At 72.6% G+C, this 13716-nt stretch carries 13 protein-coding genes; 9 read left to right on the top strand and 4 right to left on the bottom strand.

What is annotated here, in order from left to right; all coding sequences use genetic code 11:
- Positions 1-22: 22 nt before the first annotated feature.
- Together IEZ27_RS39300 and IEZ27_RS39295 are read right to left on the bottom strand one after the other, a co-directional pair.
- Entirely contained in the window at positions 23-721 is a 699-nt protein-coding gene (locus IEZ27_RS39300; RefSeq protein ID WP_189651924.1) for a DUF2786 domain-containing protein, read from the bottom strand.
- A gap of 11 nt (positions 722-732) precedes the next feature.
- A complete protein-coding gene (locus tag IEZ27_RS39295) occupies positions 733-1968 on the bottom strand; it encodes a hypothetical protein (protein WP_189651923.1) in 1236 nt (411 codons plus the stop codon).
- Positions 1969-2163: 195 nt separating this feature from the next.
- Between IEZ27_RS39295 and IEZ27_RS39290 the strand changes: the two genes are divergently transcribed.
- The 4 genes from IEZ27_RS39290 (at position 2164) to IEZ27_RS39275 (ending at position 4876) form a co-directional block, all read left to right on the top strand.
- Positions 2164-2448 carry a hypothetical protein gene (locus IEZ27_RS39290; protein WP_189651922.1) on the top strand — a complete coding sequence of 95 codons (285 nt, stop codon included), beginning with the start codon at positions 2164-2166 and terminating at the stop codon, positions 2446-2448.
- A 215-nt stretch (positions 2449-2663) separates the two neighbouring features.
- Positions 2664-3833: a cytochrome P450 gene (locus tag IEZ27_RS39285; protein WP_189651921.1), complete on the top strand. Its 1170-nt coding sequence runs from the start codon at positions 2664-2666 to the stop codon at positions 3831-3833.
- A gap of 18 nt (positions 3834-3851) precedes the next feature.
- Complete coding sequence (locus tag IEZ27_RS39280; RefSeq protein ID WP_189651920.1) at positions 3852-4610, top strand: HAD family hydrolase; 759 nt, start codon at positions 3852-3854, stop codon at positions 4608-4610.
- The gene (locus IEZ27_RS39275) at positions 4607-4876 is read left to right on the top strand and encodes a DUF4031 domain-containing protein (protein ID WP_125635565.1); all 270 of its coding nucleotides are present in this window, start codon (positions 4607-4609) and stop codon (positions 4874-4876) included. The genes IEZ27_RS39280 and IEZ27_RS39275 overlap by 4 nt, the downstream gene beginning before the upstream one ends.
- On the opposite strand, the gene IEZ27_RS39270 is transcribed toward IEZ27_RS39275, so the two are convergent.
- A complete protein-coding gene (locus tag IEZ27_RS39270) occupies positions 4873-5526 on the bottom strand; it encodes an HD domain-containing protein (RefSeq protein ID WP_229824756.1) in 654 nt (217 codons plus the stop codon). The two genes, IEZ27_RS39275 and IEZ27_RS39270, sit on opposite strands and share 4 nt — an antisense overlap.
- 197 nt (positions 5527-5723) lie before the next feature.
- Between IEZ27_RS39270 and IEZ27_RS39265 the strand changes: the two genes are divergently transcribed.
- Both IEZ27_RS39265 and IEZ27_RS39260 read left to right on the top strand, forming a co-directional pair.
- Positions 5724-6143 carry a hypothetical protein gene (locus tag IEZ27_RS39265; RefSeq protein ID WP_189651919.1) on the top strand — a complete coding sequence of 140 codons (420 nt, stop codon included), beginning with the start codon at positions 5724-5726 and terminating at the stop codon, positions 6141-6143.
- Between the two features lie 250 nt (positions 6144-6393).
- Positions 6394-7647, top strand: coding sequence for a hypothetical protein (locus IEZ27_RS39260; protein ID WP_189651918.1), 1254 nt, complete (start codon positions 6394-6396; stop codon positions 7645-7647).
- 3 nt (positions 7648-7650) lie between these two features.
- Here the strand turns inward: IEZ27_RS39260 and IEZ27_RS39255 are convergent, their stop codons facing one another.
- Positions 7651-8226 carry an RNA polymerase sigma factor gene (locus IEZ27_RS39255; RefSeq protein ID WP_194521995.1) on the bottom strand — a complete coding sequence of 192 codons (576 nt, stop codon included), beginning with the start codon at positions 8224-8226 and terminating at the stop codon, positions 7651-7653.
- A gap of 179 nt (positions 8227-8405) precedes the next feature.
- On the opposite strand from IEZ27_RS39255, the gene IEZ27_RS39250 reads away from it, so the two are divergent.
- The 3 genes from IEZ27_RS39250 to IEZ27_RS39240 are packed head-to-tail and all read left to right on the top strand — an operon-like array spanning position 8406 to position 13682.
- The gene (locus IEZ27_RS39250; RefSeq protein ID WP_189651916.1) at positions 8406-9122 is read left to right on the top strand and encodes a Crp/Fnr family transcriptional regulator; all 717 of its coding nucleotides are present in this window, start codon (positions 8406-8408) and stop codon (positions 9120-9122) included.
- A gap of 22 nt (positions 9123-9144) precedes the next feature.
- On the top strand, positions 9145-10467 hold the full coding sequence (locus IEZ27_RS39245; protein WP_189651915.1) for an oxygenase MpaB family protein: 1323 nt from the start codon (positions 9145-9147) through the stop codon (positions 10465-10467).
- The gene (locus IEZ27_RS39240; protein WP_189651914.1) at positions 10464-13682 is read left to right on the top strand and encodes an ATP-binding protein; all 3219 of its coding nucleotides are present in this window, start codon (positions 10464-10466) and stop codon (positions 13680-13682) included. The genes IEZ27_RS39245 and IEZ27_RS39240 overlap by 4 nt, the downstream gene beginning before the upstream one ends.
- The last annotated feature ends 34 nt before the right edge of the window (positions 13683-13716 follow it).

Below are 13716 nucleotides of genomic sequence, written 5' to 3'. Positions count from 1 at the left end.
CCGGCCGGGCGCGGGCGACAACTCAGCGGGGCAGCTCGCGGGCGGTGGCGGCGGGCATGCCGGTACGGCCGAGATCGGCGTGGCGGCCCGCCAGCACGCCCGCGCGGTAGCCCGTGCCGCTGGTGGTCGGAACCGCCATGCGGATGCGCGGGTAGTGCGCGGCCACCGCCAGGTCGACCTCGGCCCGGCGGTCGGCCAGCACCAGCGCGGTGCCCGTCCCGGCGGCCGTCGCCTGGCTCTCGGCGCGCGACTCGGCCTCGCGCAGCAGCCGGTACACCTCGTCGGTGAACCCCAGCAACCACGAGCGCCGGTAGGCCCGCGCGGCGGCCAGCTCGCCCGGCGGCCGTACGCGGGCCAGGCCGGAGGCCATCTGCAACAGCAGGGACGTGGCCAGCACGTCGGCGCGTTCGAGGTCGGCGGCGAAGCCGAACACGTGCACCCGCTGGCCGCCGTCGCCGCGCCCGATCAGCAGCGGACGGCAGCGGACGGCCTGGGCGACCAGGCTGACCAGGCGGGCCTTCTCCCTGGCCCAGGGGGCGGGCAGGATGACGACCCGGTCGCCGGGGGTCTGGCGCGTGCCGGGCGGCGGGAGCGTGTCGATGCCGTACTTGGCCATCAGGGCGGAGGCCGCGGCCAGGAACGTGGCCCGCTCGTGCTCGTTGTCCGTGCGTTCGGCCTTGGCCAGGAGTTTCCTGACGCGGTCGAGCGTGCGCTCCCGCAAACGTGCTCCCCCTACTTGGCCAGCACCCGCCCGTCGTCGGCGATGGCCGGGAAGGCGCCGGTGTCGACGATGCCGTGCTGCTGGTACAGAGCCTCGATCAGGGCGTGTGCCTGCGGCTCCAGCTTCCACAGGGCACGATACTCGCGGGCCGTGGCCAGCGGGATGCCGATCTCCTGGGCGATGTCGACCGTACGCGGCACGATGCCCTTGGAGATCTGCCGGTCCCAGAACTCGCGGGCGGCCCTGATCTGGGCGGCGCGCTGGGCGGTGTCGACGACCTGCGGGGTGGCGTCGAACACCTCGACGTCCTCGTCCTCGTCGTCGACGAGTTCGGCCAGCGCGGGCGGCAGCGCCGGGCGGGCGGGCACGGGACGGTGGTCGGCCTCGGGCTCCCACGGCACGCGCGGGTCGGCGTCGATGAGCGCGGTGGTGTTGTACAGGGCGGCGATCTGGGCCAGCAGCGCTTCCTGGCGCTGCTGGTCGACGGCCAGTCCGGTGTGCTCGACGGCCTGGTCCATGGCCTTGTCGAGCTTGGCCAGCGCGGCGCGCACCTTGCGTTCTGAGCCGCCGCCGTCGCGCAGGGCCTTGGCCCGCTTGGCGGCCAGGGCGACGCGGGTGAGCCTGCGGTGGGCGTCGACCTCGGAGGCCGTACGGTCGCTGACCTCGGCCAGGCCCATGCGGACGAGCATGCGTTCGGGGGTCATGCGCCAGTTGATGCGGCCGGTGCCGCGGATGCGGTGGCGTTCGATGGCCATGCCGCGTTCCCAGAGCCAGGCGGCGACCAGCGGGGCGGCCAGGCGGAAGAGGGCCTCGGGGAGGCTGCGGGCGTCCATGCTGGACAACACGGCGGTCAGGCAGGTCAGCGCCCAGACCGCGATGCCGTCGATGCCCGCGGAGAAGTTCTCGCGCATGTTGCGGCGGGCGCGGACGGCCGAGGTGATGATCGCGACCTCTATGAAGGCGAACAGCAGCAGCCGGAGCGGCCCGTCCAGGCCCAGTACGTCACCCGAGAAGCGCCACATGCCCTGGGCGGACACGCCCGTGGCGATGGAGGCGGCGACGATGGTCAGCACGTCCTCGACGGGGCGGGCGGCGACGTAGCGGGCGAATAACCAGACAGCCGCCCTCCAGGCCATCCTGAGAACCAGGAACGCCAGCACGAGCCCGGCCAGGCCCAGCAGGGCGATGACGGCGGTGGCGAACGGCTTCTCGGCGACGAAGGCTGCTATTTCCTCAAATGTCGGCATCAGTCACTATCCGCGAGGCTCAACTCCAGCTTGTCTACCGACGAGATCATCGCAGACTGTCGACCCCTTGTACGCCAAACGCCACCGATTTCCCCTGTCTCCCACCGGTTCCTGTGACACACGCCGTACCGGAAGGGGGTTGTGGCTAGCCGGTGGCCTGCGGCGCGGCGCACAATGAGGCGAAAGGAGGGGATCGTGAGCAAGCGATCTCGCCGCCGCCGAGCTCTGGCCAGCGGGGCGCCGAGCTGGAGACCGGGTTTCGGGCCGGGCGAGCCGCCCGGCCCCGGCGGCTCCTCCCCCGGCACCCGTCCCCCTGATGATCCGCCCGAAGGCGGGGGCGGGGTGCGCGAGCCGCGCAGGCCGAAGCCCGTGCCGCCGTCGTTCTCGATGGAGGCGCCGCCGCCGGAGCCGCCCCTGCGGGCCCGCGACCGTACGCTCCCCCTGCCCGACGAGGCGGCCGCCGCGATACCGTCCCGATGAGCGACCCGATGAGCGGCCCGACGAGCGGCCGGACCTGCAGCGGGGTGAACGGCAGAGGGCGGCGGGGTGGGCGGCCATGCGGTCGGGCGGGTGGGACGTCAGGGTGAGAGGTAAATTCGTCCTTTCGGAGGGCACCAGCCGCCTGTCCGGATGGGACCATCTACCGAGGGATTTATCCCAACATCGTGTGATGTATCCCAGCAGGACGGATTTCCATGTCTGACACAGAGTTCCCCTTCGTCCAGTTCATGCGCGAGGACTTCGACCCGGTCGCCGAACTCGGCCGCATCCGGGACGAGCACGCCGTCTTCCCCATGAAGATCCCGGGCGACCAGACCGTGCACCTGGTCACGCGATGGGAGGACGTGCGCGGTGTCCTCGGCGACCACGAGCGCTTCAGCAACGACTTCGCCGGCATCTCCGGCCTCGGCTCCAACCAGGAGGACCCCGGCGGCCTCGGCTTCCGCGACCCGCCCGAGCACACCCGGCTGCGCAAGTACCTGACCCCCGAGTTCACCATGCGCCGCCTGCGCCGGCTGGAGCCGCGCATCGAGGCGATGGTCGAGGAGCACCTGGACCGCATCGAGGCCAAGGGCCCGCCCGCCGACCTGGTGGAGGACTTCGCCCTGCCGATCCCGTCGCTGGTGGTGTGCGAGCTGCTCGGCGTCCCGTACGAGGAGCGCGCCGACTTCGTCAAGATCAGCAAGGACCGGTTCGACCTGTCGGCCGGGCCCGAGGCGTCCCTCCAGGCGATCAACGACGCGATGGCGTACCTGGTGGACCTGGTCGCGCGCGAGCGGCGCGACCCAGGCGAGGGCCTGCTCGGGCAGCTCCTGCGCGAGCACGGCGACGACCTCGACGACCGTACGCTGGCCAGCATGTCCGACGGCCTGCTCACCGGCGGGCACGACACCAGCACCAGCATGCTCGCCCTCGGCGCCCTGTGGCTCATGCGCAACCCGGAGCAGGCGGCCAAGGTGCGCGAGGTGGACGGCTACGTCAACGACGTGGTCGAGGAGCTGCTGCGGTACATGACGGTCGTGCAGGTGGCCTTCCCGCGCTTCGCCCGCGAGGACATGGAACTGCACGGCGTGCAGATCAAGAAGGGCGAGATGGTGCTGTGCTCACTGACCGGCGCCAACCGCGACCCGTCCCTGGGCCCGGACATGAACGAGGTGCGCCCCGGCCGGGAGACCGCGGGCTCGCACCTGGCCTTCGGCCACGGCATCCACCGCTGCATCGGCGCGCCGCTGGCCCAGATGGAGATGCGCATCGCCTTCCCCGCCCTGCTGCGCCGCTTCCCCGGCCTGCACGTATCGGGCGAGGTGCCGTTCAGGGAGCTCGCCATCGTCTACGGCGTCAAGGAGCTACCCGTCGCCTGGTAGAGCGGTTACGTTCACAGTGTGAACGAGCCCGTCATCGACCTGGCCTCGATCGGCGCCGTCGTGTTCGACACCGACGGCGTGGTCACCGACACCGCCCGGGGGCACGCGGCCGCCTGGAAACACGTCTTCGACGCCTTCCTGCGCGGCCGCTCCGCGCCGTTCGACATCCGTGACGACTACCTGCGGCACGTCGACGGCCGGCCGCGGCTCGACGGCGTACGCACCTTCCTCGCCTCGCGCGGCATCGGCGTGCCCGAGGGCGGCCCCGACGACGAGCCGGGCGCGCCCACCGTCCACGGGCTCGGCCTGGCCAAGGACCAGATCTTCATCGCGCAGGTGGACAAGTACGGCGTGGCCGCCTTCCCCTCCACCGTGGCGCTGCTGCACGAGCTGCGCCGAAGGGGCGCGCGCACGGCCGCCGTCTCGGCGAGCCTGCACGGCCGCAGGCTGGTGACCGCCGCGGGCGTGGCCCACCTGTTCGACCTGGTCGTGGACGGCAACGACGCGGCCCTGATGAACCTGCCGGGCAAGCCGCACCCCGCCCTGTTCCTGGAGGCCGTACGCCGCCTCGCGTTGCCCGCCGCCGGCGCCGCCGTGGTGGACGCGGCGCTGCCGGGCGTGCAGGCGGGCGGCAAGGGCGGCTTCGGGCTGGTGGTCGCGGTCACCCGGGACGACCCGGACGACGCCGCCGCGCTGGCCGGGCACGGCGCGCACGTCGTGGTGCCCGATCTGGGCGAGCTGAGCGTGCGCGGCAGGGTCCTACCCTTGAGGGCGTGACGGTTCTGATCGATCCCCCCAACTGGCCGGGGCCGCGCGGCCTGATGTGGTCACACCTGGTCAGCGACAGCTCGCTGGATGAGCTGCACGCGTTCGCGGCTCAGCTCGGGGTGCCGGGCCGGGCCTTCGACCGGGACCACTACGACGTGCCGGAGACCGTGCACGCGCGGGCGGTGTCGCTGGGCGCCGAGCCGGTCGGCTCGCAGGAGCTGCTGCGCCGCCTGATCGCCGCCGGGCTGCGCCGCCGCAAGCGCCGCACGCCCTAACCCGCCGCGTCCAGGCGGGCCAGCTCGGCGTTCATGTTGGCGCGGGCGCGCTCCTCCCACAACTCGCGGGCCCGGTCCGTACGGTAGAGGCGCGGCGCGGCCAGCAACCGGCGCAACACCTGGGAGCGGCCCAGCCGGAACAGCTCGTCGGGCACGTGCGCGTACTCGCGGCGGATGTCGGCGGCGTAGGCGTCGTAGCCGGGGCGGCCCAGCACGGCCAGGTCGGCGTCGCACAGGACGGCCCCGTCGCGGTCGTCGCCGGCCACCGTGTCGTGGGCGGCGGTCAGCCGGACCAGCCGGGCGGCCGTGGCGACCCGGCCCGGCGGCACCCCGCAGCGCGGCAGGCGGGCCTGGACGAGCTGGGCGCTGCGTTCCTCGTCCCAGCCGGGCCTGCCGTCGTAGACGGCGTCGTGGAACCAGGCGGCCAGGCGTACGGCGGCGGGGTCGGCGGCCTCCCCGGCCAGGTCGTCGACGGCGGCCAGCACCGCGGCGAGGTGGTGGAGGGTGTGGTAGCGGCGGTGGGGCTCGGCCCAGCGAGCGATCAGCTCGGCCCCGGCGGCCCGCGCGGCCGGTGAGCCGCCCGCCAGCGCCAGCCAGTCGCCGGTGAGCCGGGACACGAGCGCGTCCGAGGGCGGGTGGTGGTCGGTCACGCCACCACCGTACCGGCGTCGCGATCACCGGGTGCCGGCGCGGCTCGGGCAGGTGGCTGAGAGGGCCCCGGCGACCTGCTGATCAGGGCCTGAAGGACCCGTTTGTATCGTCGAATACACCCGGTATTTACCTGGCCGTCCCGCCCCTCTGCCTCTCCGTACGGGGACCTGGTTCCCCCCGGAAAGGAGACAGCGACATGGCGACCGGTGAGTTCCAGGTGATGAAGGTCTCGGCCGAGCAGTTGAACGGCGTGCTCCACGGCCAGGTTGTCGACCCGGGCGCACAGCCCACGAACGTCGTGCGCTGTGGCGAGGGTTGGACCGTGGACGTGAGCTGGGAGGTCGCCGGCGAACTGGTCGACTGGCTGGCGGGACGCTGGCATTTGGAGATCATCGCCGACCTGCTGGGAGGTGGTGAGACCCGTCATCCCGCACCACCGGTGGAGATGACCTTCACCCCTGGCTCGGGACGGTACACCGCTTCCGTCCCGATGCGCGGCCAGCTCGGGCCCGGCACCTATGACCTGGTGGTCAACCTCACCACGACGACGGCCGCCGGCTCCGCGGGGGCGCTCGGCGGCTTCGTCGTGATCAGCAAGATCTCGGTGAAGGAATGAGCGCCGGCCGCCCCGGGCCCCTTCCGGGGCGGCCGGCGCCCGCCGGGGACGCCCGGCGCCCTGCAACCAGGCCGCAAGTCACCCGCCCTACGCTCCGGGCTGGCGGCCACGGGGCAATGCGAGACCGCCGCGCTGTATCTCACGTCACCGGGGGCGCTCTGACCCGGTGAGCGATCGATGGTCCCAGGGGGGACCAATGACGGGAGACCCCATGTCCGAAGTGGAACAAGCGCTTGCGCCAGGCGTTCCGATGACGGCGGACGACGTCCTCCGCATCGCCGCCTGCAAGGACAGGAACCCTGCTCTGGAAGCCATGGTCATCGCCCATGGCTACCACCGCGTCGCCGGGGACCTGGCCCAGCACCTGGGCCAGGACGCGACCAACTGGTACTGCTACGCCAAGTGGACCTCCAAGGCGGTCGGCGAGAGCCTCGACCTGACCCCCGGTTCACCCTTCCTGACCGGCTTCGGCGACCGGCTGCACGTGCCGGCGCGCCTTCGGCGCCTGTTCCGCGCCACGCTGCTGACCCTGCTCGGGCCCAGCTACCAGCTCGGGCTGGCGCTGGCCAACCGGGCGATCTTCCTGGAGACCGCCAGCCTGGCGGCCAACCTGTGGAACGGCACGCCCGACTGCTACGTCAAGGTGAGCCCGGAGTCGCAGAACACGCCGATGCCGCCGGAGTTCCTGTCCGGGCTGCTGGAGGAGGCCGACGAACGTTACCTGCGGGACGCGGCCCTGCTGCTGTCGCAGGCGCGGGCGGCCACCGACCCCGACGAGCGGGCCGAGCTGATGTTCGGGGCGAGCGTCGCGTTGTCGGCGTACGAGCAGAAGCGCGCGCAGAAGGCACTGGAGCTGGTGCTGTACCGGCCGGTGCGGTGGCTGACGCGGGTGTCGTGGCGGTCGCTGCGCTCGCTGGTGACCCGGCGGCCCTTCCCCCGCTTCCCGCTGTTCAGCGCCCGGCACGACGACCAGCCGTGGCTGACGCGGGTGCTGGAGGGCAAGTGGTCCTCGCTCTACACCCGCCACCTGTTCTCCGTACGCACGCCGCTCAGCGACATCAAGGTCGGCCGTCCGCTCACCGCGCCCCCGGGCGTGGACATGACGCTGGCCTGGCGGCCCATCCGGAACGAGAAGGTGCGCAAGCTCGCCGAGGAGTTCATCCCGGACGACGTCGAGCAGGCCACGGCCGGGGTGATCGACTGGGTGTCCTACCCCGACCGCATGCGTTTCATCGTCAGCTACTTCCGCACCTACCAGCGGGTGGGCGCGCTCTACGACCCGCCGTTCGACCCCGAGCTCACCGCCGTGCTCGATGCGGAGATGGCCCGCGGCACGCTGCCGGAGCCGATGCCGGGCGAGCCGGAGACGGCCCGGCTGCTGCCGGAGATGCGGCGCAAGGTGTACGCCTTCCCCGAGGAGACCGATCCCGACGCCTACGAGATGGCGCGCTTCGACTTCGAGCCCTTCCTGGAGGCGATCCCTCTTGACCGGTCAGGAAAGTAGCACTCAGTCCAAGAAGTCTCTGGTGATCTCGCGGTCCTGCAGCAGGCCGCGCAGCTTGGCGAAGCAGCGGGCCCGGGTGGGGCCGATGCTGCCGACCGGACGGCCCAGCCTGCGGGCGACGTCGACGTAGTGGGGCTCGGAGGTTTCCGTGAGTGCTCGAAACAGCACGCGCTGGGCCGCGGGCAGCTCCTCGACCAGCTCCTCCAGCGTGCCGGCCAGCCAGATCCTGGCCAGTTCCCGGTCGACGTCGTCGGTGCTGCCCAGCGTGTCGAGGTCGGGCGTGCAGATCTCCTTGGTGCGCCGGGTCAGCTTCAGGCACTCGCGGAAGGCGATCGTGGCCAGCCAGCCGGGCATGCGCTGGGGGTCCTCGACGCGCTTGAGGTTCTGCCAGGCCAGCATCCAGGTGGTCTGGAGCACGTCCTGGGCGTCCTCGTGGCCCAGCCTGAAGCGCCGGATCCTGGACCGCAGCATCGGCGTGAACTCCTCGACCAGCCGCTCCCATGCCTGGGCGTCGCCTCCTTGGGCGTCCGAGACCAGGGCGGCGGTGTCGCGGCGCTCCAACGTATCCAACTGCATCATCGTCTCCCCGCCGGCCGGGGTCCTTGGGGGTCAACCTCACTCGGCCGGCACCCCAACGTTGCTCCGGGTGACCTTCGCGCACTGTCGCGGACGACACAGTGCGGGTGTGGCGCTCGTCACATTCGGCAGATCGCTTACCACTTGCTGCCCGAATGCCGAATGCGTCCTAAAGTTCTTCCATGAGCGCCAGCAGCGGGGCGGTTCCACACGACGTCCAGGCGGTCGCCGCCGTGCTGGCGGAGGTCCCGTTGTTCCGCGTACTCGGGGCGGCCGGCATCGCGAGCACCGTACGGGCCGGGGTGGCCAGGCGGTACCGGACGGGGCAGATCATCCTGCACCAGGGGGACCCTGGCGAGTCCCTGTACGTGCTGCTGGACGGCCTGGTGAAGGTCGTCTTCACGACCGAGCACGGCGACGAGATCGTGCTCAACATGCTGGGCCGCGCGGAGACGTTCGGCGAGATGGCGCTGCTGGACGACTCGCCGCGTTCGGCCTCGATCATCGCCGTGCGCCCCTGCTGGATCTTCGCGCTGCCCAGGGCGCGGCTGCTGGAGCTGATGCGGGAGCATCCGGGGCTGGCCGACGAGTTCCTGCGCATGCTCGGGCAGATGGTGCGCCGGCTCACCGGGCAGGCCGCCGACCTGGCCTTCCTCGACCTGGGCGGGCGCCTGGCCAAGCTGCTGCTGCAACTGTCGGTCAAGCGCGGGCAGACCGCGGGACCGGTGGTGGACATGCCGGGGCTGACCCAGTCCGACCTCGCCGCGCTGATCGGCGCGTCGCGGCCGGCGGTGAACCGGGCCCTTCAGTCGCTCGCCGCCCGCGGCCTCATCGCCATCAAGGGGCGCGCGATCACGCTGCTGGACGTCGAGGCCCTGCGGAAGCGCGGAGGTCTCTGACCCGATCTGGAGTACGGGGAACATGAACGAGCACGAGAGTGGCGCCGCCGAGCGCTGGCCGGCGGAACGTTTCCGGCAATTAAGGCAGCAGGCCGACCCGGACATCGACAAGATCGTGTCCGGTTACCTGGAGGGCAGGGCCGACGGGGAGAACGCGCTGTCCATGCTGCACGCGGTCGTGATGGAGCTCGGACGGGCCAAACGGGAGGCGAGGACGCCTTCGGGAGAGACCGGCCCCTCGGCCATCTTCGACGCGATCGACTTCAACAAGGACCTGCCCGAGTGGGGCGACGACGCGGCGCTGCTGGCCCGCGGCCAGTCGGTGTTCGCCGACTACGGGCTGTACCAGTCGGTCGCGCTGTTCTGCAAATGCCTGCCCATGGCCTACGTCGAGGTCTCCAGCGCCAAGGTGCTGGCCGGCGTGTCGGACCTGGCCACCCACAGCCTCACCCGCCGCGTCGCCGAGACCGGCCAGATGCTGGTGGACGTCATGGGCCTGAAGGCCACCGACAGCATGGCGCCCGGCCGTCCGGGGCACACGACGGCGATCGGGCTGCGCATCCTGCACTCGTTCGTACGGGCCCTCGCCGCCGAGCACTTCGGCGACGACTGGGACACCGCCAGGTACGGCCCGCCGGTCAACCAGGAACTGCTGCTGGCCACCATCTTCGACTTCTCGGTCGTCACGTGGGAGGCTCTGGAGAGCATGGGGGTGCGCCTCAGCGACGACGACAAGGCCGCCCACCTGTACACGTGGAGCGTCTTCGGCCACCTCATGGGCGTCGAGGCGTGCCGCGACCGGCCGCTCACCCTTCAGGACGTGCCGCCGGTCAGCGAACGGCTCGGCCGCCTGTACGAGTCCAGCGACGAGGGCCGCAGGCTGATGGCCGTGCTGCTGGCGGAGATGGAGGAGTTCATGGCCCTGGGCTGGCGTAAGCTGCCGCGCAGCCTGGTGCACTGGGTCTTCCGCGACGCCCGCCACAACGCCGACCAGGTCCCGGCGCTGCTCGACGTGCCGCCGCCGGCGTGGTGGTTCAACGCGCTGTTCGCGCTGGCCAGGGCGGGCAACCGCTACGGCCGCCTGATGGGCCCGGTCGACGCGGTGATGCGCTGGCTGGTGCGCCGGGCGGGCAGGCACATCGTCATCGCCATGATCGACCGCTACTCGGGCGGGCACGCCGCGTTCCAGATCCCGGAGGAGCTGGCCTCCCAGTGGCGCATTAAGCAGTCGAAGACGGCGCGCCGGACGCGTAAGCTCCGCCACAGCGTCCGCAAGGGCGTACGGAAGGGCGTCGGCAAGGCGGCCAGGGCGCCCGTACGCGCGAGGGAGGAGCTGCCCGCGTGAGCACCCCGCACGAGCCAGGCACGCTGACCACCGCGACGATCCTGTTCACCGACGTGGTCAGCTCCACCGCCATGCGGATCAGGCTCGGCGAGGAACGCGCCAACGTCGTCTTCCGCCGCCTCTACCAGCTCCTGCACTCGGTGGTGACGGCCAGCGGTTCGACGTTCACCAAGAGCCTGGGCGACGGGCTGATGGCGGTGTTCGGCTCGGCCACGGCGGGGCTCGACGCGGTGATCGCGGTCGAGCAGGCCGTCGCGGCCGAGAACGAACGCGCGCTGGAGAAGATCTCGATCAGGGCCGCGCTGGCGGCGGGCGACGTGTGCTGGGGCGAGGACGACGTCAGCGGGCTGCCCACGGTGGAGGCGGCCCGCCTGGTCGCGGTCGCCGAGGGCGGCCAGGTGCTCTGCACCGACCTGGTGCGCCGCCTGGCCCAGGGGCGCAGCCGGCACGAGTTCAAGGACCTCGGCCGGCTGCCGGGCAAGGGCCTGCGGGAGCCGATGCACACCTACGAGCTCCACTGGCAGAGCGCCGACAACCAGCACGCCGGCGGCCTGGCGCCCTGGCTGGACAGCGGCCACATGCTGCCGTTCGTCGGCAGGGACGAAGAGCTGCGGGCGCTGGAGGAGGAGCTGCGGGCGGCCGAGTTCGGCAGCGGGCTGGTGATCCTCCAGGGCGATCCCGGCGTCGGCAAGACCCGGCTGGCCTCGGTCGTGGCGCGGCGGGCGCTCAAGCGGCAGTTCACGGTGCTGGCGGGGCGGTGCACCGATCCGGCGCGGCAGGCGTACGAGCCGATCGCGGGCGCGGTGGAGCGGCTGGCCCGTACCTCGCCCGCGCTGCTGCTGCGGGCCGGGGTCGACCAGCAGTGCGGGCAGCTCGTCCGGCTCGCGCCGTCGCTGGCCGCTCCCCCGCTGTCGCTGGCCGTGCCGCCCGCCACCGAGCCGGTCTCCGAGCGCTACCACCTGATGGCCGCGGCCCGTACGCTCATCGAGCGCCTGGCCACCGTACGTCCGGTGTTGCTGGTGATCGACGACCTGCAGTGGGCGACGCTGGAGTCGCTGCAGATGCTCAACTCCCTCATGTACGACGCCGACGCCCTGCCGCTGCTGATCCTGGCGACCTCGCGCCCGGTGCCCGTCGAGTCGGCGATGCCCGAGCTGCACAAGCTGACCGCCGACGGCCGCGTGGTGCAGGTCTCCTCCTTCGGCATGGACGAGGTCAGCCGGGCCCTGTCGGAGGTGCGCAGCGACGGCGACCCCGAGCTGCTGTACCGGATCACCGGCGGGAACGCGTTCCTGGTCACCGAGGTGGCCAGGGAGCTGGCCTCGGGCGCCGACCTCGACGGGCTGACCGTGCCCGACTCGGTCACCCGGATGGTCAGGGCGCGCCTGGCCCAGCTCCACCCGGACGCCCGCGACCTGGTCAGCCTGCTGGCCGTGGGCGAGCGTATGGAGTCGGCCGCGCTGCGCCTCGGCCTCGGCCTGGACGAGGCCCGTTTCGTGGCCGCCGTCGAGGAGGCCATGGGCGCGGGCCTGGTGACCATGGCCGACGGCGGCCAGTGCCAGTTCTCCCACGAGCTGACCCGCACCGCCCTGTACGCCACGCTGTCGGCCCCGCGCGCCGGGCTGCTGCACGGCCGGGTCGCCGACGCGCTGTGCCAGGCCGACCCGCAGGCCATGGAGTCACGCCCGTACGTCGTGGCCACCCACCTGCTGGCCGCCGCCGAGCACGGCCGCGACCCCCGCCGTACGGCAGAGGCCGCCGAGGCCGGCGTGCAGGCGGCCCGCCACGCGCTGGCCGGGCTGGCCCACCGTGAGGCGGTCACCTGGTACCAGCGGGTGCTCGGCCTGCTGGCCGACTTCCCCGGCGCCTCCCCCGAGCGGCGCGCCGAGCTGCTGATGGACTGCGGCCGGGCGATGTGGCTGGCCGGGGACCCGGAGGCCAGGCAGACCCTCAACCAGGCGGCCGAGCTGGCCAGGGAGTGCGGGCGCGACGACCTGATCGTGGTGGCCGCGCTCGGCGGCGACCGCGGTTTCTCCAGCATCTCCGCCGCCACCGACAAGCGCCGCATCGCGCTGCTGACCGAGGCGCGCAAGCTGGTCGACTCCACCGACCTGAGCACCAGAGCGCTGCTGGCGGCCCAGCTCGCCTCCGAGCTGATCTGGGCGCCCGACGGCGAGCGGCGCTTCGCGCTGAGCGACGAGGCGGTGGCGCTGGCCCGCAAGTCGGGCGATCCGCGCACGCTGGCCAGCGTGCTCGGCATGCGCAGCCTGACGATCATCCCGGCCGACCCGCTGCACCAGCGCCACCGCGACGGCGACGAGATGCTGGAGGCCGCCCGCCGCACGGGCGACGACCTGGCGCTGTTCCAGGCCTACGTGCAGCGCACCCCGCCCGTGCTGGACAGCGGCGACACCGCGCGGGCCGCCACGCTGCTCGACCAGGCCGACGAACTGGCCCGCCGCCTGGCCCAGCCGCAGCTCAACTGGCTGATCGGCTACTCCAGGGCGGGCCTGACGCTCATGCAGGGCGACCTGTCGCAGGCCGAGTCCGAGGCGCTGTCGGCCATGCGGCTCGGCTCCGAGATCGGCCGCCGCCTGGAGGCCGTGGCCATCTACTCCGAGCAGATCTCCGAGATCCGCCGACTCCAGGGACGGTTGTGGGAGCTGCGCGACCGGCTGCGCCGCATCGCCCAGGCGCCGCAGGTGGACCCGGTGCACGCCGTGCTGCGCTACCTGTGCGAGATGGGCGACGAGGAGGCCGGCCCGCTGCTCGACCGCATCCTGGCCGACCGCGGCGCGGTGCCGCCGCGGAACATGGCCCACCGGCCCGCCCTGGACAACCTGGCCGTGGCCGCCGCCCACCTGCGCCGCCCGGAACTGGCCGAGCGGTTGTACGCCTCCCTGGCGGCCGACGGCGAGACGTTCGGCCACGGCACGGTCGCCCACCACTGCGGCCACCACTACCTGGCCCACCTGTGCGTGACCATGGGCGACCCGCGGCGGGCCGGCGAGCACTTCGAGGCCGCCGCCGAGGTGCACGAACGCAGCGGGGTGCCGCTCATGCTGGCCGAGTCGCTGCTCGACTGGGCCGCCCTGCTCGACACCGCCGACGTCGGCGGTCCCAAACCGGCGGCACTGCGTGAGTGGTGCGCCTCGCTGCTGCCCGGCCGCGGCGCCGTCCTGCTCGACCGCCGGCTGTCCGCACACCCCGTTTAACCTGCGACGACATCGGGCAATCCGGCACGGGGGG

Origin of the sequence: Nonomuraea spiralis, assembly GCF_014648435.1 — a bacterium.
Lineage (GTDB): Bacteria > Actinomycetota > Actinomycetes > Streptosporangiales > Streptosporangiaceae > Nonomuraea > Nonomuraea spiralis.
This window is presented reverse-complemented; position numbering and strand designations above follow the sequence as displayed.

Coding starts and splice junctions, on each gene's coding strand:
- IEZ27_RS39295 (WP_189651923.1), bottom strand. CDS start 1,968: ATGCCGACATTTGAGGAAATAGCAGCCTTCGTCGCCGAGAAGCCGTTC.
- IEZ27_RS39285 (WP_189651921.1), top strand. CDS start 2,664: ATGTCTGACACAGAGTTCCCCTTCGTCCAGTTCATGCGCGAGGACTTC.
- IEZ27_RS39265 (WP_189651919.1), top strand. CDS start 5,724: ATGGCGACCGGTGAGTTCCAGGTGATGAAGGTCTCGGCCGAGCAGTTG.
- IEZ27_RS39260 (WP_189651918.1), top strand. CDS start 6,394: ATGACGGCGGACGACGTCCTCCGCATCGCCGCCTGCAAGGACAGGAAC.
- IEZ27_RS39255 (WP_194521995.1), bottom strand. CDS start 8,226: ATGATGCAGTTGGATACGTTGGAGCGCCGCGACACCGCCGCCCTGGTC.
- IEZ27_RS39250 (WP_189651916.1), top strand. CDS start 8,406: ATGAGCGCCAGCAGCGGGGCGGTTCCACACGACGTCCAGGCGGTCGCC.
- IEZ27_RS39245 (WP_189651915.1), top strand. CDS start 9,145: ATGAACGAGCACGAGAGTGGCGCCGCCGAGCGCTGGCCGGCGGAACGT.